Source organism: Pseudomonas sp. 2822-17 (assembly GCF_002742485.1).
Classification (GTDB): Bacteria; Pseudomonadota; Gammaproteobacteria; order Pseudomonadales; family Pseudomonadaceae; genus Aquipseudomonas; species Aquipseudomonas cyclaminis.
In genome coordinates, this window is sequence record NZ_LJRZ01000500.1 from 225,963 (window position 1) to 248,614 (window position 22,652).

The window sequence follows — 22,652 nt, forward strand, 5'->3', positions numbered from 1 at the left end:
GTCAGTTGGCTAATGTGTGACTGACCCACCGCTATCGCAGGCAAGCCAGCTCCCACAGTAGGTCTCACTGAATTTGAGAAGAGTGTTCAGGCCAATCCGGATTCGACCAGCAAGGCTTCCAACCCCATGAGGTCCGGCACCTTCGCCACCTGTTCCCCCACCTGCACCGCCGCCAGTTCCAACGGGCACAGCGGCACGTCCACGTAGCTCAACTCGCTGTCGAGCTTGTACGACCGGGGAATCCCCTGGATAACCAACGCAATAAACTTCAACGTCGGTCGCCCGCCCAGCGCGTTCAACACCACGATCCGTGAGCGTTCGCCAGTCACGCTGGCCTCGCCGCACGCGGCTTCGAAACTGATCAACGGAATCTGCCGATCCCGCCACGTCACTTGCCGCAGATACCACGGCGGCGCATCGCTGGCCGGTTCGCCGCGTTGGAAGTCGATCAGTTCGGCCACGGCGACGTTGGGCAGCACCAGGTGACGGTCAGCCAGGGGCAGCAGCAGGCCGGTGAGTTGGCTGGTGCGGTGGTCAAGCATGGGACTTGCTCCAATAGGCGATGCTTTCCAGCAGCACCGACTCTTGATACGGCTTGCCGAGGTAGTCGTTGACGCCAATGGCCATGGCGCGGTCGCGGTGTTTCTGGCCGGTGCGGGAGGTGATCATGATGATCGGCAGGCGCATCAGGCGTGGGTCGTTGCGCACTTGCGTGGCCACTTCAAAACCGTCCATGCGCGGCATTTCGATGTCGAGCAGCATCAGGTCCGGGGTGTGTTCTTCGAGCAACGCGAGGGCGTCGATGCCATCTTTGGCGGTGAGCACGTTCATGCCGTTGCGTTCCAGCAGGCGGCTGGTGACTTTACGCACGGTGACCGAGTCGTCCACCACCAGCACCAGCAGCGGGCGCTTTTTCAGTGGGTCGTTGAGGATCAGCGGCGCATCCACCGACTGGGCCGGCAACGCCGGTTGCCGTTCGCGGATATGCGCAAGCAAGTCGATGATCAGCACCACGCGGCCGTCGCCCAGGATGGTCGCGCCGGACAACCCCTGCACCCCGGCAAACTGCGGCCCCAGGCCCTTGACCACGATCTCCCGGGTACCGGCCATGGCGTCCACATGCACCGCCACGCGGCGCTCATTGCACTGCACCAGCAACACCGGCACCGGTTGGTACTGGCCCAATAATTTGGGCCGGCCGACGGTGTGCAGCAGGTCGCCCAGGTAGAACAACTCGTAGCTCTGCCCGGCATATTCATAGCGTGGCGGATCTTGCTGATAGTGCCCCGCCAGCTCATGGGGCAGCACCCGCACCAACGCTTCGATGGTATTGAGCGGGATCGCGTATTGATCGTCCGCGCACTGCACCATCAGCGCACGGTTGACCGACACGGTGAACGGCAAACGAATGCGAAAATGCACGCCCTCGCCCGGCGTCGACTCAATGAACATCGAGCCGCCAAGCTGGCGTACTTCTTCATGCACCACGTCCATGCCCACGCCACGTCCGGAAATCTGGGTGATTTTCTCGGCAGTGGAGAACCCCGGCTGCAAGATAAACTGCAACACGTCGCGGTCGCTGATCTCTTGATGAGGGCCGAGCAAACCACGCTTGATCGCCTTGCGCCGCACCGCGTCCAGGGGCACGCCAGCGCCGTCGTCGCGCATGTCGAACACGATGTCGCCGCCTTCGTGGGTCAGGTCCAGGGTGATGCGGCCCTTTTTCGGCTTGCCGGCCAGCAGGCGCGCCTCACTGGATTCCAGGCCATGATCGACGGCGTTGCGCAGCATGTGTTCCAAAGGCGCCGCCATGCGTTCCAGCACGTTGCGGTCCATCTCACCTTCGGCGTTGCCGACGATGAATTCCACGTCCTTGCCCAACTCGCCCGCCACCTGGCGCACGATGCGTTTGAGGCGTGGCAGCATGCGTTCGAACGGCACCATGCGCGTGCGCATCAGGCCTTCCTGCAATTCGGTGTTGATGCGTGCCTGTTGCTGCAACAGGGCGTGCGCGTCCTCGTTGCGACGGTCGAGGGTGTCCTTCAGATCGAGCAAATCGGAGGCGGATTCGGACAACGCACGTGACAATTGCTGCAACTGCGAATGGCGGTCCATTTCCAACGGGTCGAAGTCTTCATAGCCCAGGCGCTCGGCCTCGGCCTGTTGGCGGCTGAGGATGCGGCCCTGGGTTTCGGTGTCGAGGCGGCGCAGTTGATCGCGCATGCGCTCGATGGTGGTTTCCACCTCGGTCAGGGCGATGCGTGCGTCATTGACTTGCTGTTCAATACGACCACGGAAGATCGAGGTCTCGCCGGCCAGATTGACCAGGTCATCCAGCAGGTCAGCGGAGATCTTCACCATGTCGGCGGCGGGGTCAACGACCGCCTCGGTCTTGCCTGCGGGCAATGCGACCGGTGCCACTGCTTCTACGCTTGGGTGCACCAGGCTTCTGATGCGTCCGATAAGCTTGTCCACCGCGCCCACGGGCAAGCCGTCTGCCACGGCGTCGATCATCTGCGCCAGGCGGTCATGGCAGCCTTGCAGCAGCGCGAACAGTTCGGCGGATGGTGCGAGCAAGCCGGCCGATAGCCCTTCGTAGAGAAACTCAAGCTCATGGGCCAGGTCACCAATCGGTCCGATCTCGACCATGCGCGCGCCGCCCTTGAGGGTGTGCAAGTCGCGCAGCAGGGTCTCGACTTCCTGGCGATTGTTCGGCTCGGCTTGCCAGCGCAGCAGCGCGCTGCCGGAGCTGTCGAGAATATCGGCGGCTTCTTCGAGGAAGATATCCAGCAATTCCGGGTCGGCGCCCGCCGTTTCAGGCGCAGGAGCCTGTGCGGCGGGCGTACTGCTCTGGCGCAGTTCGCGCAGCTTGGCAACCAGCTCGGTGCTGTCGCTCAAGGGCTGGTGGCGGTGCAGTTCGTCCAGCTGTAAAGCCAGGCGTTCATGGCTGGCCATGAGCACCTGGGACAGCTCGGTGCTGTAGCTGTAGCGCCGGTCCACCAGGCCTTCGTAAAGGCATTCCAATTCGTAGGCCAGATCGCCCACCGGGCCGATTTCGGCCATGCGCGCGCCGCCCTTGAGGGTGTGCAGGTCGCGCTGCAACGAGGACAACGGTGCTGCGCTTTCAGGTTCCAGCAACCAGCGTTTGAGGGACTGCCCGGCGCTGTCGAGAATGTCCACGGCTTCTTCGAGGAAGATCTCGACGATCTCATCGTCCATCGCCGTTTCATGCTCCAACTGCGCGGTGGCAGCGCCCAGTTCAGCAATACTCAGCGCACGGTTGCCGTCGGTTTTGATCAGACCGGTGGCGGACGGGTCGAGGGCATCGTCCAGCAGGTCGCGCAGGGCCTGCACCCGGGCCGGCACCGGGCTGATTTCCTGGCCGGCGGCCAACTGGTCAAGCATGTTGATCAGTGCTTCATGGGCCTGTTCGGCCTCATGGAAAAACCGCTCGCTGACCGCCAGGCTGCTCTCTTCCACCGCCCCATAGAGGTCGAGCAAGGCTTCGCACAACTCGTCGATGGGATGCAGGTCGGCGGTGTGTGCGCCCTCTCCCAGGGTGGTCAGTTCATCCAGCAGGGCGGTGAGTTCCTGGCGCTCGCCGGGGTGCTGTTGCCAGCGCCGCAGCAGGCTTTCGGCGTCGAGCAGGATGTCCATGCCCTGGGCCAGGAAGTTGGTGATCAGTTGCGGGTCGCGTTTGATGCGCAAGCCGGTGTTGGGCGCGTCGAGCAGCGCGGCCAACTGATGGTCGAGCAGGGTTTGGGTGCGGCCAATCAGGTCGGCCGCGCCCTTGATCGGCACCAGAGGGTCGCGGTCCAGTTGGCGTAAGCCACGCTGGAACAGGGCTTCGGCTTCCAGCAGCAACTCCACTTCGTCCAGGTCCAGCGGCAGGCGATGGGCCTTGTATTCGCGGGTCAGGTGATCCAGCGGTCGCACCAGTTCGGCGATCGGTAATACGCCGGCCATGTAGGCACTGCCCTTGAGGGTGTGCAGGGCGCGTTGCAGCTCATCGCTGACTTGCAGTGGCACATGCTCGGCGGCCTGTTGCAGGAAGTGGTTGAGGCTGTCCAGGTGGCTCTGGGCTTCATTGCGGAAGATCTCCAGCAGCATCGGGTCATGGGGCTCGGCAGCGGATACAGCGCCGCCACCGGCCAAGGCGTGGGCGCGAGCGGCCAGTGTGTCGACTTCGTCGCGTTGGTGTTGGTCGTCCGTCGCAAAGTCGGCGATCAATTCCGGCAGCAAGGCCACGGCATCATCCAGCACCTGCTGGATTCCGGGGCCGAGGGCCACGCTGCGTTCGAGCACACGGTTCAGCAGGTTTTCCACGGCCCATGCCAGTTCGGCCAGCACCAGGGCGCGCACCATGCGACCACTGCCTTTCAAGGTATGGAAGGCGCGGCGCATTTCGCCTTGGGCGGTTTTGTCCGCGCTGTTGGGCAAGTGACGGTGCAGCACGTCGAGGACTTCGTCGGTCTCTTCGAGGAAGACTTCGCGCAGTTCATCGTCGATGGGCGCTTCATCAGCCGGGGGTGGCAAGAGGCTACCGGGGCGTTGCAGGGCCGGCGGGTTGAGGCGCGACGTGGGGTTGGCCAACGCGTCGAACTGGGATTGGCTCGGGGCCTCATCCGTCGACAGCACGCCATCGGGGGCCAGCAAGGCCTGGCGCCAGGGTTTTTCAGCAGGCAGGTAACCCAGCGCCGCGAGGCTCTGGGTGGCCAGTTCCAATACCCGTTCACCGGCGGCGTCGGGGTCCTGGAGCATGCGTTCGAGGTAGTACTCCAGGCTGCTGATTACCTCGGCAAAATGGGCCAACTGCGTCTCGGACGGCGCGTCATGGTTGACGACCAACTGCTCATCGACGTAATCGGTGCAGCCGCGCATCAGGCTCGCTGCACGCGGCAGCGGAATCATCGCCAATGCGCCGCGCACCTGGCTCAGCAGTTCCGGCAGGGACTCCAGGCGCTGACGGTCCCAGTCGGCTTCGATGCAGTCAATCACCAGCTCTTTGGCTTGCTTCAGGCACTGGCAAGACTCGCGGATTACCAGTTGGTGAATCTGAGTCAGGTCGGTGGTGGGCAGGCGGCTTTCTTCGCGGCTTTCCGGTTCGACGGTGCCGGCCATTCCGGCCAGGGTGGCTTCGACGTAGAGCAGCGCGCCCGCGACGTCCATCAGTACGGCGTCATTGGGTTCGCGTTGGCCTTGGGCCAGGCTCAGTACCACCGCAAGCTGATCGATGATGACTTTGCGCGGCTGGCCGAACCCCAGCACCGCCAGGGTATCGGCGATCTGCCGCAGCGGCGCCAGCAGCGCATCGAGGTCGTGGGTGTGTTGGCGGTCGCTGCGTACGAACAGGTCGAGGCGCTCCTTGACCCGCACCAGCTCTTCACACAACGCACCGAGCACCGAGCCCATGGCATTGCGGTCCGGCCCGGCCAGGCGGGCACGTTCGGCGTCGACCACGGCGCTGTCGGGCAAGGCTTCATCCAGGCCGTAGCGTTCCTTGAGGCTTTGCATGCGCGGCGTCGGCCGGGTGACTTTGGCGACGTAGAACAACAGGCTCTTGAGCAACTCATCCGGCGCAGACTGGTTGATTCCACCAATACCTTGGGCCAGCAAACGCTTGAGCTGCTTGTCACTGGCCTTGAGCAGGCTGCGCAAGGCCGGGCTGTTGGCAACAACGCCGGTGAGCATGCCTTCGACCAGCGCCGACGTCACTTGCCACAACGGCAACAATGGCGCGCCCTGGCACAGGGCTTCAAGGCGTGCGAACACACGCGCCATGTCTTCCAGATTGCTGGGGCCGTGGTCTTCACGCAGCAACCCGGCGAGGCCCTGTTGCAGCAGTTGGTGCCATTGGCGCAGTTGTTCATGCAGGTCCGGCGCTGCACGCTGAGCCAGGGCTTCATCGGGCAGTGGCGCAATCGACAGCAGTTGTGGGCTGAACAGGCTGGTTTCCGAGAGCAGGCTTTCACCTCGCGCACTGCGCAGGTCGTTGAGCAGCGGCAGCACCACCAACGGCAGATCGCGGCGGGCGCTGTGCACGCGGTCGAGGTACAGGGGCAGTTGGCCAAGGGCCTGTTGCAGCAGACGGATACTTTCCTCGCGCTGGCTGACCTGCCCGGCCTGGAGCGCCAGGGCCAGTTCTTCGATCTCTTCGGCGAGCAGCGCCGCGCCGTAGAATTCAACCATTTGCAGCGCGCCATGCACTTGATGGATACCGGCCAGGCATTGGCAGATCACGTCATCGTCATGGGTTTCGACAAACGCATCCAGCGCCGAACGGGCCTGTTTCAGGGTTTCGGCAATGTCGCCCTTGACCCATTCGAGGGCCACGTAGTCGTGCCGGTCAACCATAACTGCTCCGCTTAGAATTCGTGGGTTGCTGGTATTGCCCAGATCTCAACAATGATTGAGATCCAATGTGGGAGGGGGCTTGCCCCCTCCCACATTTGGAATGCATTTCAGTCATCTGCCTGTTTCGGGGGCGGGAGGGTGAAGCCCGACACCGACCTGCGCAACTGGCTCGCCATCTTCGCCAGGTTACCGATGCTTTCGGCAGTCGCGGTCGACCCCGACGACGTCTGCGTAGTGATCTGCTGGATCACGTTCATGGTCAGGGAGATCTGCCCCGCCGATGACGTCTGCTGCTGCGCTGCATTGGAGATGCTCTGGATCAACGCCGCCAAGGTCTTCGACACGCCTTCAATCTCTTCCAGCGCCACGCCGGCATCCTGGGCCAGCCGTGCGCCGCGGACCACTTCGGTGGTGGTCTGCTCCATGGAGATGACCGCCTCGTTGGTGTCGGTCTGGATCGCCCTCACCAGGGTTTCGATCTGCCGCGTGGCGGCCGATGAGCGCTCGGCCAGTCGCTGCACTTCATCCGCCACCACCGCAAAGCCGCGTCCGGCATCCCCGGCCATGCTCGCCTGGATGGCGGCGTTGAGGGCGAGGATATTGGTCTGGTCGGCGATGTCGTCGATCAGGCTGACGATGTCGCCAATCTCCTGGGACGATTCGCCCAGGCGCTTGATGCGCTTGGCGGTGTCCTGGATCTGTTCGCGGATGTTGTCCATGCCGTGGATGGTGTTGTGAACCACCTCGTTGCCCTTGTTCGCAATCTCCACCGAGCGTTCCGCCACGGCCGAGGATTCGGCGGCATTGGCCGATACCTGGTCGATGGACTGGGCCATCTGGTTGATCGCGGTGGACGCTTCGGCGATCTGCTGGGCCTGATGCTCCGAGGCCTGGGCCAGGTGCATGGCGGTGGCCTGGGTTTCTTGCACCGCACCGGCAACTTGGCCGGCGGTGAGGTTGATCGTCGCGACCAGATCGCGCAGTTGGTCCACGGAATAGTTGATGGAGTCGGCGATGGTGCCGGTGAAGTCTTCGGTCACCGAGGCCGTCACGGTGAGGTCGCCATCGGCCAGGTCTTCGATTTCATCGAGCAGGCGCATGATCGCGTTCTGGTTGCGCTCGTTCTTCTCGGCAGTCTCGTGCAGTTGGCGGTTGGTCTCACGCACCATCACCAGGCCAATCAGGATGATCGAGGCCAACGCCAGCAGGCCCAGCACGTAGCCGCCAATGGTGTCGAAGCTGCGCCCGCTGGCGAGGTTTTCAAACCCGGTGGCCAGGTGCGAGGCTTCATCGAGCAGGGTTTGCGACAGATTGAAAATATTGCTCGCCGAGGCGCGCACCTGAAACAGTTGCGGTGAGGTTTCGAGGATTTCATCCACGGAGCCGGAGACAAATTCGAACAGTTCGGCGATATCCGCCAGCCGCGCGCGGGCATCGTGGTCTTCGACCTGGGTGATGCGCAGGCCGGGGTTGCCGTTGAGCATGCCATTGAGCACCTGGCCAAAACGGGCGGCATCGCGGCCAAAGGTGTCGGCGGCCTGCGCGGCTGTTTCGTCGCCGGCCAGCACGGTGTTGACCGCCCCCAGAATACGTTCGGCCAGCAGCGACTGGCGCTGGGCCAGGGCCACCTGGCTGGCCGGGGCGCCACGTTGTAGCAGGATGTCGACGACCTTTTCCGATTCCATCTGCAATTGCGGCACGGTTTCGGCCAGGGTCGCGGCCACCTGGTGCAGGGACAACACGGTCTGCTCGCTGGCGAGGATGGCGTCGGTGTTTTTCAGCAGCGCTTCCCAGTCGGTCTGCACTGCGCGCATCTCGGCCCGCACCGCACTGGGCGCCGCAGGCAGGCCGGTTTGCGGGTCGCCTTTTTTCAGGTAGCCCCAGCGCTGGGCAAAATCGTTGCGCGCGTCACCCAGCAGATTGAAGGCAGCGGCCTTGCCGGCGGCGGCTTCGGTAGCGTTCTTGGCAATGCGCTGGGACAGCACCCGCAGCTCACCGGCGTGGCCGATGTACTGTTTGTCATAGGTGGACTGGGTGTTGAGGTACGCGAAGTTGGCGAAGAGCAGCATGATGAACACGATCAGTGCGATAAACAGCACGATGATCTGTGAGCGGCTGCGCGAGCCGGCCTGGGGTTTGGGCGCGGTAGCGGTGGTCATGCGGCGACGTCCATGAAGCCTGGGGCCTGGGCCAGGGCGAAGGGGCTGAAGACCTGCCACGGCGGGTCGCCGTCGAACTGGCCCTGGATAAACGGCGCGCCGGGGCTGGCACTCGCCAGCAAGGCGTCTTGTGCAAAATGCTGCATGCCCACCACCTCGTCTACCAGCAACCCGACAAACAGATCGTTGTATTCCACCACCAGCACCCGCCGCTGCTTGCGCGCCTTGGACAGCGCAAGGCCGAGGAAACCACCCAGGTCCATCACCGGCAGCAGGCGCCCGCGCAGGTTAGCAACACCTTTGACCCAGGCCTTGACCCCGGGCATTAAAGTGCATCGCGGTTCATGCAGGACTTCGGCGACTTCGCCCATGGGCGCCACATACCAATGTTGCCCCAGGCGAAAGCCGATCCCGCTCCAGCGTTGCAGGCGGGCTTCCTGGGACGGCAGGTCGGCGGCCAGCAGGCGGCAGCGGCGGTCGATGTCCAGCAGCAACTCGAAGGCGGTTTGCGACTCGGTCATGATGGCGTGCCGTCAGCCGGCCAGCACCTTGTTCAGGGTGGCGATCAGGGTTTCTTCGTCGACCGGCTTGGTCAGGTAATCCTTGGCGCCCTGGCGTGCGCCCCAGATCTTGTCGGTTTCCTGGTCTTTGGTGGTAATGATGATGATCGGGATAGCGTTGGTCTCAGGCTCCTTGGACAACTGGCGCGTGGCCTGGAAGCCATTGAGGCCCGGCATCACGATGTCCATCAGTACTGCATCGGGCTTTTCCTGACGAGCCAGGGCTACGCCGTCGGCGCCGTTTTCGGCCTTGAGGACCTGATGGCCGTGCTTTTCCAGCATGCCGGTGAGTTTGTACATTTCAGTCGGCGAATCGTCGACGATCAGAACACGTGCCATGGTTTTCCCCACTACATTGGTCGGCGCCGGCCCTTGTGGGGCGGCGTCAGTGTGCTTGTTCTACTGCGGCGAACCCCGGCACATATGCCTTGATCGCACCCAGCAGTTCTTCCTTGCTGAAAGGCTTGGTCAAAAACTGATCGACACCCACGATGCGCCCCTTGGCCTTGTCGAACAGGCCGTCCTTGGAGGACAGCATGATCACCGGGATCGACTTGAACGCCGGGTTGTTCTTCACCAGGGCGCAGGTCTGATAGCCATCCAGGCGCGGCATCATGATGTCGACAAAGATAATGTGCGGGTGATGATCAACAATCCGGGCCAGGGCATCGAAACCGTCGAGGGCCGTAATGACCTCGCAGCCCGAGTGCTTCAACAGCGTCTCGGCGGTGCGGCGGATCGTTTTCGAATCGTCGATCACCATCACTCTCAAGGCGTTGGAATGCTGTTCCATATCTGCTCTACCATCGCCACAGCGAATCGGTTTTCGGTGTGTACTGCCTGATGTTGCACAGGATGAGCGTCGCAGGCCTTGGATTTCAAGGGCTGCTGCGCCGTGGCAGTCTTTTTAGCACAGTCTCGGGGAGCAATCTATCGAGGCACCCGCCAGGTGGTTTTTCCTTGACCCACAACAGCCGCAGCGCCACTCTGACGCCACTTTTATGCGCCCAATTTGCTAGAGGAAATCCCCCATGAGCGTTCGCGTCGGCATTGTCATGGACCCTATCGCCAGCATTTCCTATAAAAAGGACAGCTCGCTGGCCATGCTCCTGGCCGCCCAGGCCCGCGGCTGGACCCTGTTTTATATGGAGCAGCGCGATCTGTACCAGGGCGACGGCGAGGCCCGCGCACGCATGCGCCCGCTGCAGGTGTTCGCCAACCCGGAAAAATGGTTCGAGCTTTCGGACGAGATCGACAGCCCGCTGAGCGATCTGGACGTGATCCTGATGCGCAAGGATCCGCCGTTCGACATGGAATTCGTCTACTCCACTTACCTGCTGGAGCAGGCCGAGCGCGCCGGTGTACTGATCGTCAACAAGCCGCAGAGCCTGCGCGACTGCAATGAAAAGCTGTTCGCCACACTGTTCCCGCAATGCACACCGCCGACCGTGGTCAGCCGCCGCGCCGATGTGCTGCGTGAGTTCGCCGCCAAACATGGCGATGTGATCCTCAAGCCGCTGGACGGCATGGGCGGCACGTCGATCTTCCGTCACCGCGCCGGCGACCCGAACCTGTCGGTAATCCTGGAAACCCTGACCGTGCTGGGTACTCAGCAGATCATGGGCCAGGCTTACATTCCGGCGATCAAGGACGGCGACAAGCGCATCCTGATGATCGACGGCGAACCGGTGGACTACTGCCTGGCGCGTATCCCGGCAGCCGGTGAGACCCGTGGCAACCTGGCCGCCGGTGGTCGCGGTGAAGCGCGTCCTCTGACGGACAAGGACCGTTGGATCGCAGCCCAAGTCGGCCCGACCCTGCGGGAAAAGGGTTTACTGTTTGTAGGCCTTGACGTGATTGGTGAAAATCTCACCGAAATCAACGTCACCAGCCCGACCTGTATCCGCGAGATCGACAACGCCTTTGGCACCAACATCGGCGAAATGCTGATGGCCGCCATTGAGCGCAAGCTACAAGCCAAGTGACATAGAACAGCCGGACACGCACCAACATTGCGTTATCATGCGCCACCTGTGAAACGCGCGATGTTGGTTTTTTTGTCATGACACTCCCGTCCGATCTGCCCCCCGAACTCTCCCATAGCGGCGTGCGCCCGGCTGATCGGCTCGGATTTACCCTGTTCCTGGCCGCCTTGATTCACTTGGCCTTGCTGCTCGGCGTGGGTTTCACCATGGTCGAGCCCAAGCAGATCACCAAGACCCTGGAAATCACCCTCGCCACCTTCAAGAGTGAAAAGAAGCCTGAGAAGGCGGACTTTCTGGCTCAGGACAATCAACAGGGCAGCGGCACCCTCGACAAGAAAGCCATCCCCAAGACCACCGAACTGGCACCGTTCCAGGACAACAAGGTCAATAAGGTCACGCCGCCTCCCTCGCCCAAGCCTGAGGTCAAGCAGGCTACACCCAAGCCGACGGTGACCACCGTCGCACCCAAACCACAAAAAGCCCCGGTCCAGCGCGAAAAGACCAAGACCGAGCCGCAGCCGGAGCCCGTGAAGCCGGCGCCTACTTTCGACAGCTCGACCCTGTCCGACGAAATCTCCAGTCTGGAAGCCGAACTGGCCAACGAACAGCAGTTGTACGCCAAGCGCCCACGCATCTACCGCCTGAATGCCGCCTCGACCATGCGCGACAAAGGCGCCTGGTATAAGGACGAGTGGCGCAAGAAGGTCGAGCGCATCGGCAACCTCAACTACCCGGAAGAAGCACGGCGCCAGCAGATTTACGGCAATTTGCGTCTATTAGTGTCGATCAACCGCGATGGCACCTTATATGAAGTGCAGGTGCTGGAGTCCTCCGGCCAGCCGCTGCTGGACCAGGCCGCACAGCGTATCGTGCGCCTGGCTGCGCCTTTCGCGCCGTTTACCGGCGACCTGAACGACGTGGACCGCCTGGAAATCATCCGCACGTGGAAGTTTGCCAAGGGCGATCGGCTGTCGAGCAATTGATGACAATTGCCCTGTGCGACACATCCCCAGCTTGTCAGTTCGCCCCTCCAACGCCACACTAGCGGACATGAAAAATGTCAGCCCGACCTACCTCAAGCACCAATTCCTGATCGCCATGCCCCATATGGCCGACCCGAACTTTGCGCACACCTTGACCTACATCGTCGAGCACACGGCCAAGGGTGCCATGGGGTTGGTGGTGAATCGGCCCCAAGCGCTGAACCTGGCCGATATCCTTGAGCAATTGCGCCCCGAGATCGATCCGCCGGCCCGTTGCCAGGGTGTTCCGATCTACATCGGCGGGCCGGTACAGACGGATCGCGGCTTTGTGCTGCACCCGACCGGGCCGACGTTCCAGGCCACGGTGGACCTGGACGGCGTGTCGCTGTCCACCTCCCAGGACGTGTTGTTCGCCATCGCCGACGGCGTAGGCCCCGAGCAAAGTGTGATCACTCTGGGCTACGCCGGCTGGGAAGCCGGGCAACTGGAAGCCGAACTGGCCAGCAATGCCTGGCTGACCTGCCCGTTTGATGCCGACATTCTGTTCAACACTGCCAGCGAACTACGCCTGGAAGCGGCCGCCGCCAAGCTGCGCGTCAACCTCAGCCTGCTGACCAGCCAGGCGGGGCACGCCTGATGGCCTTGCGTCTGATCCTCGGCTTTGACTACGGCACCAAACAGATCGGCGTAGCGGTCGGCCAGGTAATCACCGGCCAGGCCCGTGAGCTGTGCACCCTGAAGGCCCAGAACGGCATACCGGACTGGAACCAGGTCGAAGCCCTCATTAAAGAGTGGAAGCCCGACGCGGTAGTGGTCGGCCTGCCCCTGAACATGGACGGCACCCCCAGCGACATGTGCCTGCGCGCCGAAAAGTTCGCCCGCCGCCTCAACGGCCGCTACAACATTCCCTTCTATACCCACGACGAACGCCTGACGACCTTTGAAGCCAAGGGTGAACGCCGCGACCGTGGCGGGCAGAAAGGCAGCTACCGCGACAACCCCGTGGACGCCATCGCCGCCGCCTTGCTGTTGCAGGGCTGGCTGGATGAAAACACCGCGTTATTTGAATCCTGACTGACGCGGCTTGCCGCGTCTTCTTACGTTTGAGCCCGGAACTTGCCTACAGCAAGGCCTTGAAGGAGCCACCATGAGCCTGCCGAACCCCGCCGAACTGATCAGCCAGATGGCAATACGCCTCAAGGCTAACCTGGAACACCGTGGCATCAGCGAGCCGCGCTTCATCGGCATTCGCACCGGTGGCGTGTGGGTGGCCCAGGCGCTGCTGGAAGCACTGGGCAGCGATTCGCCCCTGGGCACCCTGGACGTATCCTTTTACCGCGATGACTTCAGCCAGAACGGCCTGCATCCACAAGTGCGCCCGTCGGCCCTGCCGTTCGAGATCGAAGGCCAGCACCTGGTGCTGATCGACGACGTGCTGATGAGCGGCCGCACCATCCGCGCCGCCATGAACGAGCTGTTCGACTACGGCCGCCCGGCCAGTATCACGCTGGTCTGCCTGCTGGACCTGGATGCCGGCGAGTTGCCGATCAGCCCGGATGTGGTCGGCGCCACACTGTCGCTGCAAGCCCGGCAACGGGTAAAATTGTCCGGTCCCACGCCGCTCGAACTCGAACTGCAAGACCTTGCCCTTTAAACCGCCTTGTACAGAGTCCCCGCGATGACGCCTCTAGATGCCAAGCGCCCGCTGCAGCTCAATGCTCAGGGCCAGTTGCAACACTTTTTGTCCCTCGATGGTTTGCCCCGCGAACTGCTCACCGAAATCCTCGACACGGCCGATTCGTTTCTCGAAGTCGGTGGCCGGGCGGTGAAGAAAGTCCCGTTGCTGCGCGGCAAAACCATCTGCAATGTGTTCTTCGAGAACTCCACGCGCACCCGTACCACCTTTGAACTGGCGGCCCAGCGGCTGTCGGCCGACGTGATCACGCTGAACGTGTCCACGTCGTCGGCGAGCAAGGGCGAAACCCTGCTCGACACCCTGCGCAACCTGGAAGCCATGGCTGCCGACATGTTCGTGGTGCGCCACGGCGACTCCGGCGCCGCGCACTTTATCGCCGAGCACGTGTGCCCCCAGGTGGCGATCATCAACGGCGGCGACGGCCGTCACGCCCACCCGACCCAGGGCATGCTCGACATGCTCACCATCCGTCGGCACAAGGGCAGCTTTGAAAACCTCTCGGTGGCCATCGTCGGCGACATCCTGCACTCGCGGGTCGCACGCTCGAACATGCTGGCCCTGAAAACCCTGGGCTGCCCGGATATCCGCGTGATCGCGCCAAAAACCCTGCTGCCCATCGGCATCGAGCAATACGGCGTGAAGGTCTACACCGACATGGCCGAAGGCCTCAAGGATGTCGACGTGGTGATCATGCTGCGCCTGCAACGCGAGCGCATGTCCGGCGGCCTGCTGCCGAGCGAGGGAGAGTTCTACCGCCTGTTCGGCCTGACCACCGCACGCCTGGCCGGCGCCAAGCCGGACGCCATCGTGATGCACCCAGGCCCGATCAACCGAGGGGTGGAGATTGAGTCGGCGGTGGCCGACGGCAGCCAGTCGGTGATTCTCAACCAAGTGACCTACGGCATCGCCGTGCGCATGGCCGTATTGTCCATGGCCATGAGCGGACAAACCGCGCAACGTCAATTCGAGCAGGAGAACGCCCAGTGAAGCTCAGCATTCTTGGCGCTCGCGTTATCGATCCGGCCAGTGGCCTGGATCAAGTCACCGATCTTCATCTGGAGGCCGGCAAGATCATCGCCATTGGTGCCGCTCCCGGCGGTTTCAGCCCCAGCGAGACGATCGACGCCAAAGGCCTGGTGGCCGCGCCCGGGCTGGTGGACCTGAACGTCGCCCTGCGCGAGCCGGGCTACAGCCGTAAAGGCAGCATCGCCAGCGAAACCCGTGCCGCTGCGGCCGGTGGCGTGACCAGCCTGTGCTGCCCGCCGCACACCAAGCCCGTTCTGGACACCTCGGCCGTGACCGAGCTGATCCTCGACCGCGCCCGTGAAGCCGGCAATTGCAAAGTGTTCCCCATCGGCGCCCTGAGCAAAGGCCTGGACGGCGAACAACTCGCCGAACTGATCGCCCTGCGCGACGCCGGGTGTGTAGCCTTCGGCAACGGCCTGGAGAGTTTCCGCAGCACCCGCACCCTGTGCCGCGCCCTGGAATACGCCGCCACCTTCGACCTGACGGTGATCTTCCACTCCCAGGACCGCGACCTGGCCGAAGGTGGCCTGGCCCATGAAGGCGCCGTCGCCAGTTTCCTCGGCCTGCCGGGCATCCCGGAAACCGCCGAGACCGTGGCCCTGGCCCGTGACCTGCTGCTGGTGGAGCAAAGTGGTGTGCGTGCGCATTTCAGCCAGTTGACCACCGCACGCGGTGTCGCCCTGATCGCCCAGGCGCAGGCCCGTGGGTTGCCGGTGACAGCGGATGTGGCGTTGTATCAGCTGATCCTGACGGATGAGGCACTGATCGATTTCTCCAGCCTGTACCACGTGCAACCGCCGCTGCGCACCCTGGCCGATCGCGAGGGTTTGCGCGCGGCGGTGAAGTCCGGTGTGGTCTCGGCGATTTCCAGCCACCACCAGCCCCACGAGCGTGATGCCAAGCTGGCGCCGTTTGGTGCGACCGAGCCGGGTATCAGCAGCGTTGAGCTGTTGCTGCCGCTGGCGATGACGTTGGTGGAAGACGGCTTGCTGGATTTGCCGACACTGCTGGCACGCCTGAGCGCCGGCCCGGCTGAGGCGTTGCGCCTGCCGGCGGGTAAGTTGGTGGTGGGCGCGGCGGCGGACCTGGTGCTGTTTGACCCGGCCAGCTCCACGATTGCCGGGGAACACTGGCTGTCCAAGGGTGAGAACTGCCCGTTCATCGGGCATAGCCTGCCGGCGACGGTGCGTTATACCTTGGTGGATGGGCGAATCAGCTACCAGGCCTAAAAAAGGTGGGGCTCGCTCGCGAATGCGGTGTATCAGTCATGTAGATGTCGACTGACATTCAGCATTCGCGGGCAAGCCCGCTCCCACACTGGGTTCTGCGCAGGCCTCTAAAGATTCAGCGGCCGCCGTTGCGCTCGGCATTGCGAATCGAAACCTGGGTATTCAACGTCCAGAAGTCATACAGCACGCCCACCAGGAACAAGCCCCCCGTCAGCAGGTAGATCAGCCCCGTGATCCATTTGCCCTGGTACATGCGGTGCACGCCAAACACGCCAAGAAACGTCAACAGAATCCAGGCCACGTTGTATTCGATGGGGCCGGCGGTAAAACGCAGGTCGGCTTCACGGTCCATCGCAGGGATCAGGAACAGGTCGATCAGCCAGCCGATACCCAGCAAACCCAGGGTAAGAAACCAGATCGTGCCGGTTACCGGTTTACCGTAATAGAAGCGGTGCGCGCCGGTAAACCCGAAAATCCACAGCAGGTAACCGATCACTTTGCTGTGGGTGTCTTGTCGCGGCCCAACCTGTTGATAGGTGTTCATGGCGTACCTCTTTTGCTTCGATAGATAAATTTTTTCATTTTCTTTGTGACTTTTTTACGGGCGCCCGACGTACGGCAAATGGTATCGTCCCACCCCTGAAAGCCTTATGCCACCTGACTTGTGTAGGACAATTGCGGCAATTCGTCGCGTATTTCCTGATTTTGACGTCAAGGTTCAGTCGACAAACGGCCTGAGATCGACACAAAAAGCTGTTATAAAGTTGCGCGCAAACCCATAAGAGCCACGCCTGATGCGACCATTTTTAAAGACATGGCTAACCATTTGCCTATTAGTGCCATTGGCCGCCCACGCCACCAATCGTGAGCAACGACTTCCAAACGTCAACGGTTTCACCCCTAAAGTCCACAGCACGCCAAGCACTGCCAAATCGGCAAAGCCGACCGTCAGCCGCCCGACTCAACTGAGCAAGGCCCACGGTAAAGCAGTTCCAGGCCTGGTGGCAGTCAACACCAAGCAAAGCAGCAACGTCCTCAGCCGTGCCGTCAACGTGCTCGGTACACCTTATCGTTGGGGCGGCAGCAGCCCAAGTAAAGGGTTCGACTGCAGCGGCCTGGTGAAATATGCATTCAACGACGTCGCCGCCGTGGATCTGCCGCGCACTTCCAACGCCATGGCCGCCGGCCACGGGCAGAAGGTTGATCGCAAGGACCTGAAACCGGGTGACCTGCTGTTCTTCAAACTGAAGAGCCGCCAGGTGAACCACGTTGCCATCTACCTGGGCAACGACCGTTTTATCCACGCACCGCGCCGTGGCAAGTCGGTGAGCATCGACACGCTGAAAAAGCCGTTCTGGGACAAGAACTACGTGATTGCCAAGCGGGTGCTGCCTAAAGAGCAGAACAACAACCTGCGGGTCGTCCAGCGCTGACCTTCAGCTGAAATGCAGTAATCAATGTGGGAGGGGGCAAGCCCCTTCCCACATTTGGATCTTCTTATGTCTCCCGATCTTATATATCCCCAGGCACCCTCGCCTTCTCCCGCGCATCCTCTCGGCTGACCAGCCCTTCGCTGACCAACGCCTTCAAGCTCATATCCAGCGTTTTCATCCCCAACGCCCCACCGGTCTGAATCGCCGAGACCATCTGCGCCACCTTGTCCTCACGAATCAAGTTACGAATGGCCGGCGTGCCCAGCATGATTTCATGGGCCGCCACGCGCCCGCCGCCATGCTTTTTCACCAGTACCTGGGATACCACCGCCTGCAACGACTCGGACAGCATCGAGCGGACCATGGCTTTTTCGCCGGCCGGGAACACGTCCACCAGCCTGTCCACGGTCTTTGCCGCCGAGGTGGTGTGCAGGGTGCCAAACACCAGATGCCCGGTCTCAGCCGCCGTCAGCGCCAGGCGGATGGTTTCCAGGTCACGCAATTCGCCCACCAGAATCACATCGGGGTCTTCACGCAGCGCCGAACGCAGGGCCGCCGAAAAACTGTGGGTGTCACGGTGCACCTGGCGCTGATTGATCAGCGCGGTTTTCGGCCTGTGGATAAATTCGATGGGGTCTTCCAGCGTGAGGATGTGCTGGCGCCGGTGTTGGTTGAGATAGTCGATCATGGCGGCCAGAGTGGTGGACTTGCCGGAGCCCGTAGGCCCGGTGACCAGCACAAGACCACGGGGCAATTGGGCGATCCGCTGGAACACTTCCCCCAGGCCCAGGCTTTCCAGGCTCTGGACGTCGGCCGGGATGGTGCGAAACACCGCGCCCATGCCGCGATCCTGCTGGAACACATTCGCCCGGAACCGCGCCACGCCTGGCAGCTCGAAGGCAAAATCCGTTTCAAGAGATGTTTCGAAATCCTTTTGTTGGTATTGGTTGAGCAAAGGGCTCAATAAATCCGCCACTTGCACAGCTGAAAGCACCGGGCAATCCATCGGCCAGATCTCGCCATCGATTCGCAACATGGGCGCCAGCCCAGCCGACAGGTGCAGGTCGCAGGCGCCACGGCGCACGCCAGCCACCAGTAATTCTGTGATATCCATAGGGCTTTCCATTTCCAGTAGAATGCCGCGGACTCCATATCCACGGGCGCATCTTGAATGTCGACGATAGCAGACAACATCGGCCAGGTTAGCCAGCGCATCCGCGCCGCAGCCGACGCCGTGCAACGTGACGCAAGCAGCATCCACCTGCTGGCCGTGAGCAAGACCAAACCCGCCCAAGCCGTGCGTGAAGCCTACGCCGCCGGTATGTGCGACTTTGGCGAGAACTACCTGCAGGAAGCCCTGGGCAAACAGGCCGAATTAACCGACCTGCCCTTGAGTTGGCACTTCATCGGCCCCATTCAATCGAACAAGACGCGCGCTATCGCCGAGAACTTCGCTTGGGTGCATTCCGTGGACCGCCTCAAAATTGCACAACGCCTGTCCGAACAACGCCCGGCCGACCTGCCACCGCTGAATATCTGCATCCAGGTCAATGTCAGTGGCGAAGCCAGCAAGTCCGGCTGTACGCCCGCCGACCTGCCGGCCCTGGTCAATGCGATCAGCGCCCTGCCGCGCCTGACGCTGCGCGGCCTGATGGCAATCCCCGAGCCGACCGAAGATCGCGCCGAGCAAGATGCAGCATTCGCCACCGTTCGCGACCTGCAAGCCAGTTTGAACCTGCCGCTGGACACTCTTTCCATGGGCATGAGCCATGACCTTGAGTCGGCCATCGCCCAAGGCGCCACCTGGGTGCGGATCGGTACCGCACTGTTTGGTGCCCGTGATTACGGCCAGCCGTGAAATGGCTGACCTCCCTCTGAATAAGGACCTGTCATGAGCAACACGCGTATTGCCTTTATCGGCGCCGGCAACATGGCGGCCAGCCTGATCGGTGGCCTGCGGGCCAAGGGCCTGGACGCCGCGCAGATCCGCGCAAGCGATCCGGGCGAAGACACCCGTGCGCGCGTCAGCGCCGAGCACGGTATCGACACCTTCGCCGACAACGCCGAAGCCATACAGGGCGTCGACGTGATCGTGCTGGCGGTCAAGCCACAGGCCATGAAGGCCGTATGCGAAAGCCTGCGCCCGAACCTGAAACCGCATCAGTTGGTGGTGTCCATCGCCGCCGGCATTACCTGCGCCAGCATGAACAACTGGCTCGGTGCCCAGCCTATCGTGCGCTGTATGCCCAACACTCCGGCCCTGCTGCGCCAAGGCGTGAGCGGTTTGTACGCCACTGCCGAGGTCAGTGCCGAGCAACGTGACCAGGCCCAGGAGCTGCTGTCAGCCGTGGGCATTGCCCTGTGGCTGGAACAGGAACAACAACTGGACGCGGTCACCGCTGTCTCCGGCAGCGGCCCGGCGTACTTCTTCCTGCTGATCGAAGCCATGACCGCGGCTGGCGTGAAACTGGGCCTGCCAAGGGAAGTCGCTGAGCAACTGTCCGAGCAAACCGCCTTGGGCGCCGCGAAGATGGCTGTCTCCAGCGATGTGGATGCCGCCGAACTGCGCCGCCGCGTGACCTCCCCAGGCGGCACCACGCAGGCCGCCATTGAATCGTTCCAGGCCGGGGGCTTTGAAGCCCTGGTGGAAAAAGCACTGGGTGCCGCTGCGCACCGATCGGCCGAAATGGCCGAACAACTGGGCAACTAAGGAGCCAACATGATTGGTTTGAACACCGCAGCCGTCTACGTGCTGCAAACCCTCGGCAGCCTTTACCTGCTGATCGTGCTGTTGCGTTTCGTGCTGCAACTGGTACGCGCCAACTTCTACAACCCGCTCTGCCAGTTCATCGTCAAGGCCACCCAGCCGTTGCTCAAGCCGCTGCGCCGAGTGATCCCGAGCCTGTTCGGCCTGGACATGTCCTCGCTGGTGCTGGCGATCCTGGTGCAGTTGGCCTTGATGGCGCTGACCCTGCTGCTGACCTACGGCACCACCGGCAATTTCGTACAGTTGCTGATCTGGGCAATCATCGGCGTGACCGCGCTGTTCCTGAAGATTTTCTTCTTCGCCATGATCATCAGCGTGATCCTGTCCTGGGTCGCCCCGGGCAGCCACAACCCTGGCGCCGAGCTGGTCAACCAGATCTGCGAGCCGGCCCTGGCGCCGTTCCGCCGTCTGCTGCCGAACCTGGGCGGCCTGGATATCTCGCCGATCCTCGCGTTCATGGTGCTCAAGCTGCTGGACATGCTAGTGATCAACAACCTGGCGGCCATGACCGGGATGCCAGAGATTCTTCGCTTGCTGATCTGATGTGAACAAAGGTGGGAGGGACTTGCTCCCTCCCTCATTTCGCACCGCGCAGGCCTTTGCTTGCCGCTGGGTGCAGCGGTCTTTAGACTTACGCCTCATTTAAACGAGAGCAGGGTCGATGCCAGCTGCCTTCCCCCCCGATTCTGTTGGACTGGTCGTGCCCCAAGTGGCGCACTTCAGCGAACCCCTGGCCTTGGCCTGCGGCCGTTCGCTACCCGCCTACGACCTGATCTACGAAACCTATGGCCAACTGAACGCCACGGCGAGCAACGCTGTGCTGATCTGCCACGCCTTGTCCGGCCATCACCATGCTGCGGGTTTCCACAGTGCCGACGAGCGCAAGCCCGGCTGGTGGGACAGTTGCATCGGTCCCGGCAAGCCCATCGACACCAACAAGTTCTTTGTGGTCAGCCTGAACAACCTCGGCGGCTGCAACGGCTCCACCGGCCCCAGCAGCCTCAACCCGGAAACCGGCAAGCCGTTCGGCGCCGACTTCCCGGTGCTCACCGTGGAAGACTGGGTGCACAGCCAGGCGCGTCTCGCCGACCTGCTGGGCATCAGCCAATGGGCCGCCGTGATCGGTGGCAGCCTGGGCGGTATGCAGGCGCTGCAATGGACCATCACTTACCCAGACCGCGTGCGCCATTGCCTGGCTATCGCCTCGGCCCCCAAGTTGTCGGCACAGAACATCGCCTTCAACGAAGTGGCGCGCCAGGCAATCCTCACCGACCCCGAGTTCCACGGCGGTTCGTTCCAGGAAGCCGGTGTGATTCCCAAGCGCGGCCTGATGCTGGCGCGGATGGTCGGGCATATCACCTACCTGTCCGACGACTCCATGGGCGAGAAATTCGGCCGTGGTCTCAAAAGCGAGAAGCTCAACTACGACTTCCACAGCGTCGAATTCCAGGTGGAAAGCTACCTGCGTTATCAGGGCGAGGAGTTCTCCGGGCGTTTCGACGCCAACACCTACCTGCTGATGACCAAGGCTTTGGACTACTTCGACCCAGCCGCCAACTTTGATGACGACCTGGCGAAAACCTTCGAAGGCGCTACGGCCAAGTTCTGCGTGATGTCGTTCACCACCGACTGGCGCTTCTCGCCGGCGCGCTCCCGTGAGCTGGTGGACGCGCTGATGGCCGCACGCAAAGACGTCTGCTACCTGGAGATCGATGCTCCGCAAGGCCACGACGCCTTCCTGATCCCGATCCCGCGTTATTTGCAGGCTTTTAGCAACTACATGAACCGCATTCCGCTTATATGAATTGCTTACGCTTTGAGGTGAGAACGCCATGAGAGCCGACCTGGACATCATCCAAGACTGGATCCCCGCAGGCAGCCGCGTGCTCGACCTGGGCTGCGGCGATGGCGAACTGCTGAGCTGGCTGCGCGATAACAAGCAAGTCACCGGCTACGGCTTGGAAAACGACCCAGACAACATCGCCCAATGCGTGGCCAAGGGCATCAACGTGATCGAGCAGGACCTGGACAAGGGCCTGGGCAACTTTGCCAGCAACAGTTTCGACATCGTGGTGATGACCCAGGCCCTGCAAGCAGTGCACTACCCGGACCGCATCCTCGACGAAATGCTGCGCGTGGGTCGCCAGTGCATCATCACCTTCCCCAACTTCGGCCACTGGCGCTGCCGCTGGTACCTGGCGACCAAGGGTCGCATGCCGGTGTCGGATTTCCTGCCGTACACCTGGTACAACACGCCGAACATCCACTTCTGCACCTTCGAAGACTTCGAAGCGCTGTGTGGCGAGCGTGAAGCCAAGGTGATCAACCGCCTTGCCGTCGATCAACAGCACCGCCACGGCTGGGCGAGTAAACTATGGCCCAATCTGTTGGGCGAAATCGGTATCTACCGGGTCAGCAGCCCTGGTCTGACCGACCACAAAATTGCCGTCTAAGCATTTT

21 protein-coding genes are annotated in these 22,652 nt (G+C 62.3%); 13 read left to right on the plus strand and 8 right to left on the minus strand.

Annotation, left to right across the window (positions count from 1 at the left end; translation table 11 throughout):
* Nucleotides 1-86: 86 nt before the first annotated feature.
* From AOA60_RS19485 to pilG, 6 genes are all read right to left on the minus strand, one after another.
* On the minus strand, nt 87-542 hold the full coding sequence (locus AOA60_RS19485) for a chemotaxis protein CheW (RefSeq protein WP_099585829.1): 456 nt from the start codon (nt 540-542) through the stop codon (nt 87-89).
* On the minus strand, nt 535-6,354 hold the full coding sequence (locus AOA60_RS19490; protein WP_099585830.1) for an Hpt domain-containing protein: 5,820 nt from the start codon (nt 6,352-6,354) through the stop codon (nt 535-537). Before AOA60_RS19490 ends, AOA60_RS19485 begins: the two co-directional genes overlap by 8 nt.
* A gap of 107 nt (nt 6,355-6,461) precedes the next feature.
* Complete coding sequence (locus tag AOA60_RS19495) at nt 6,462-8,513, minus strand: methyl-accepting chemotaxis protein (RefSeq protein WP_099585831.1); 2,052 nt, start codon at nt 8,511-8,513, stop codon at nt 6,462-6,464.
* On the minus strand, nt 8,510-9,034 hold the full coding sequence (locus tag AOA60_RS19500; protein WP_099585832.1) for a chemotaxis protein CheW: 525 nt from the start codon (nt 9,032-9,034) through the stop codon (nt 8,510-8,512). Before AOA60_RS19500 ends, AOA60_RS19495 begins: the two co-directional genes overlap by 4 nt.
* A gap of 12 nt (nt 9,035-9,046) precedes the next feature.
* Nucleotides 9,047-9,412: a twitching motility response regulator PilH gene (gene pilH / locus AOA60_RS19505; protein WP_003176670.1), complete on the minus strand. Its 366-nt coding sequence runs from the start codon at nt 9,410-9,412 to the stop codon at nt 9,047-9,049.
* 46 nt (nt 9,413-9,458) lie between these two features.
* The gene (gene pilG / locus AOA60_RS19510) at nt 9,459-9,866 is read right to left on the minus strand and encodes a twitching motility response regulator PilG (protein ID WP_099585833.1); all 408 of its coding nucleotides are present in this window, start codon (nt 9,864-9,866) and stop codon (nt 9,459-9,461) included.
* Between the two features lie 238 nt (nt 9,867-10,104).
* Between pilG and gshB the strand changes: the two genes are divergently transcribed.
* From gshB to AOA60_RS19545, 7 genes are all read left to right on the plus strand, one after another.
* The gene (gshB, locus tag AOA60_RS19515; protein ID WP_099585834.1) at nt 10,105-11,058 is read left to right on the plus strand and encodes a glutathione synthase; all 954 of its coding nucleotides are present in this window, start codon (nt 10,105-10,107) and stop codon (nt 11,056-11,058) included.
* 77 nt (nt 11,059-11,135) lie between these two features.
* Nucleotides 11,136-12,041: an energy transducer TonB gene (locus AOA60_RS19520; RefSeq protein WP_099585835.1), complete on the plus strand. Its 906-nt coding sequence runs from the start codon at nt 11,136-11,138 to the stop codon at nt 12,039-12,041.
* Between the two features lie 67 nt (nt 12,042-12,108).
* Entirely contained in the window at nt 12,109-12,678 is a 570-nt protein-coding gene (locus AOA60_RS19525) for a YqgE/AlgH family protein (protein ID WP_099585836.1), read from the plus strand.
* Nucleotides 12,678-13,115 carry a Holliday junction resolvase RuvX gene (ruvX, locus tag AOA60_RS19530; RefSeq protein WP_003176676.1) on the plus strand — a complete coding sequence of 146 codons (438 nt, stop codon included), beginning with the start codon at nt 12,678-12,680 and terminating at the stop codon, nt 13,113-13,115. Before AOA60_RS19525 ends, ruvX begins: the two co-directional genes overlap by 1 nt.
* 73 nt (nt 13,116-13,188) lie before the next feature.
* Complete coding sequence (gene pyrR / locus AOA60_RS19535) at nt 13,189-13,695, plus strand: bifunctional pyr operon transcriptional regulator/uracil phosphoribosyltransferase PyrR (RefSeq protein ID WP_099585837.1); 507 nt, start codon at nt 13,189-13,191, stop codon at nt 13,693-13,695.
* Nucleotides 13,696-13,719: 24 nt separating this feature from the next.
* Entirely contained in the window at nt 13,720-14,724 is a 1,005-nt protein-coding gene (locus AOA60_RS19540; RefSeq protein WP_099585838.1) for an aspartate carbamoyltransferase catalytic subunit, read from the plus strand.
* Nucleotides 14,721-15,992 (plus strand): dihydroorotase, encoded by a 1,272-nt coding sequence (locus AOA60_RS19545; protein ID WP_099585839.1) that lies wholly within the window; start codon nt 14,721-14,723, stop codon nt 15,990-15,992. The genes AOA60_RS19540 and AOA60_RS19545 overlap by 4 nt, the downstream gene beginning before the upstream one ends.
* Nucleotides 15,993-16,107: 115 nt before the next feature.
* Here the strand turns inward: AOA60_RS19545 and AOA60_RS19550 are convergent, their stop codons facing one another.
* Entirely contained in the window at nt 16,108-16,536 is a 429-nt protein-coding gene (locus tag AOA60_RS19550; RefSeq protein ID WP_099585840.1) for a TM2 domain-containing protein, read from the minus strand.
* Between the two features lie 250 nt (nt 16,537-16,786).
* On the opposite strand from AOA60_RS19550, the gene AOA60_RS19555 reads away from it, so the two are divergent.
* A complete protein-coding gene (locus AOA60_RS19555; RefSeq protein ID WP_099585841.1) occupies nt 16,787-17,425 on the plus strand; it encodes a C40 family peptidase in 639 nt (212 codons plus the stop codon).
* A gap of 79 nt (nt 17,426-17,504) precedes the next feature.
* Here the strand turns inward: AOA60_RS19555 and AOA60_RS19560 are convergent, their stop codons facing one another.
* Nucleotides 17,505-18,539, minus strand: a complete 1,035-nt coding sequence (locus AOA60_RS19560) for a type IV pilus twitching motility protein PilT (RefSeq protein WP_099585842.1) — start codon at nt 18,537-18,539, stop codon at nt 17,505-17,507.
* Nucleotides 18,540-18,596: 57 nt separating this feature from the next.
* On the opposite strand from AOA60_RS19560, the gene AOA60_RS19565 reads away from it, so the two are divergent.
* From AOA60_RS19565 to metW, 5 genes are all read left to right on the plus strand, one after another.
* Nucleotides 18,597-19,283, plus strand: coding sequence for a YggS family pyridoxal phosphate-dependent enzyme (locus tag AOA60_RS19565; RefSeq protein WP_099585843.1), 687 nt, complete (start codon nt 18,597-18,599; stop codon nt 19,281-19,283).
* Nucleotides 19,284-19,316: 33 nt separating this feature from the next.
* Nucleotides 19,317-20,135: a pyrroline-5-carboxylate reductase gene (gene proC, locus AOA60_RS19570; RefSeq protein ID WP_099585844.1), complete on the plus strand. Its 819-nt coding sequence runs from the start codon at nt 19,317-19,319 to the stop codon at nt 20,133-20,135.
* A 9-nt stretch (nt 20,136-20,144) separates the two neighbouring features.
* Nucleotides 20,145-20,735 (plus strand): YggT family protein, encoded by a 591-nt coding sequence (locus tag AOA60_RS19575; RefSeq protein WP_099585845.1) that lies wholly within the window; start codon nt 20,145-20,147, stop codon nt 20,733-20,735.
* A gap of 118 nt (nt 20,736-20,853) precedes the next feature.
* The gene (locus tag AOA60_RS19580) at nt 20,854-21,996 is read left to right on the plus strand and encodes a homoserine O-acetyltransferase (protein WP_099585846.1); all 1,143 of its coding nucleotides are present in this window, start codon (nt 20,854-20,856) and stop codon (nt 21,994-21,996) included.
* A gap of 28 nt (nt 21,997-22,024) precedes the next feature.
* Entirely contained in the window at nt 22,025-22,645 is a 621-nt protein-coding gene (gene metW, locus AOA60_RS19585) for a methionine biosynthesis protein MetW (RefSeq protein ID WP_017735309.1), read from the plus strand.
* Nucleotides 22,646-22,652 lie beyond the last annotated feature (7 nt).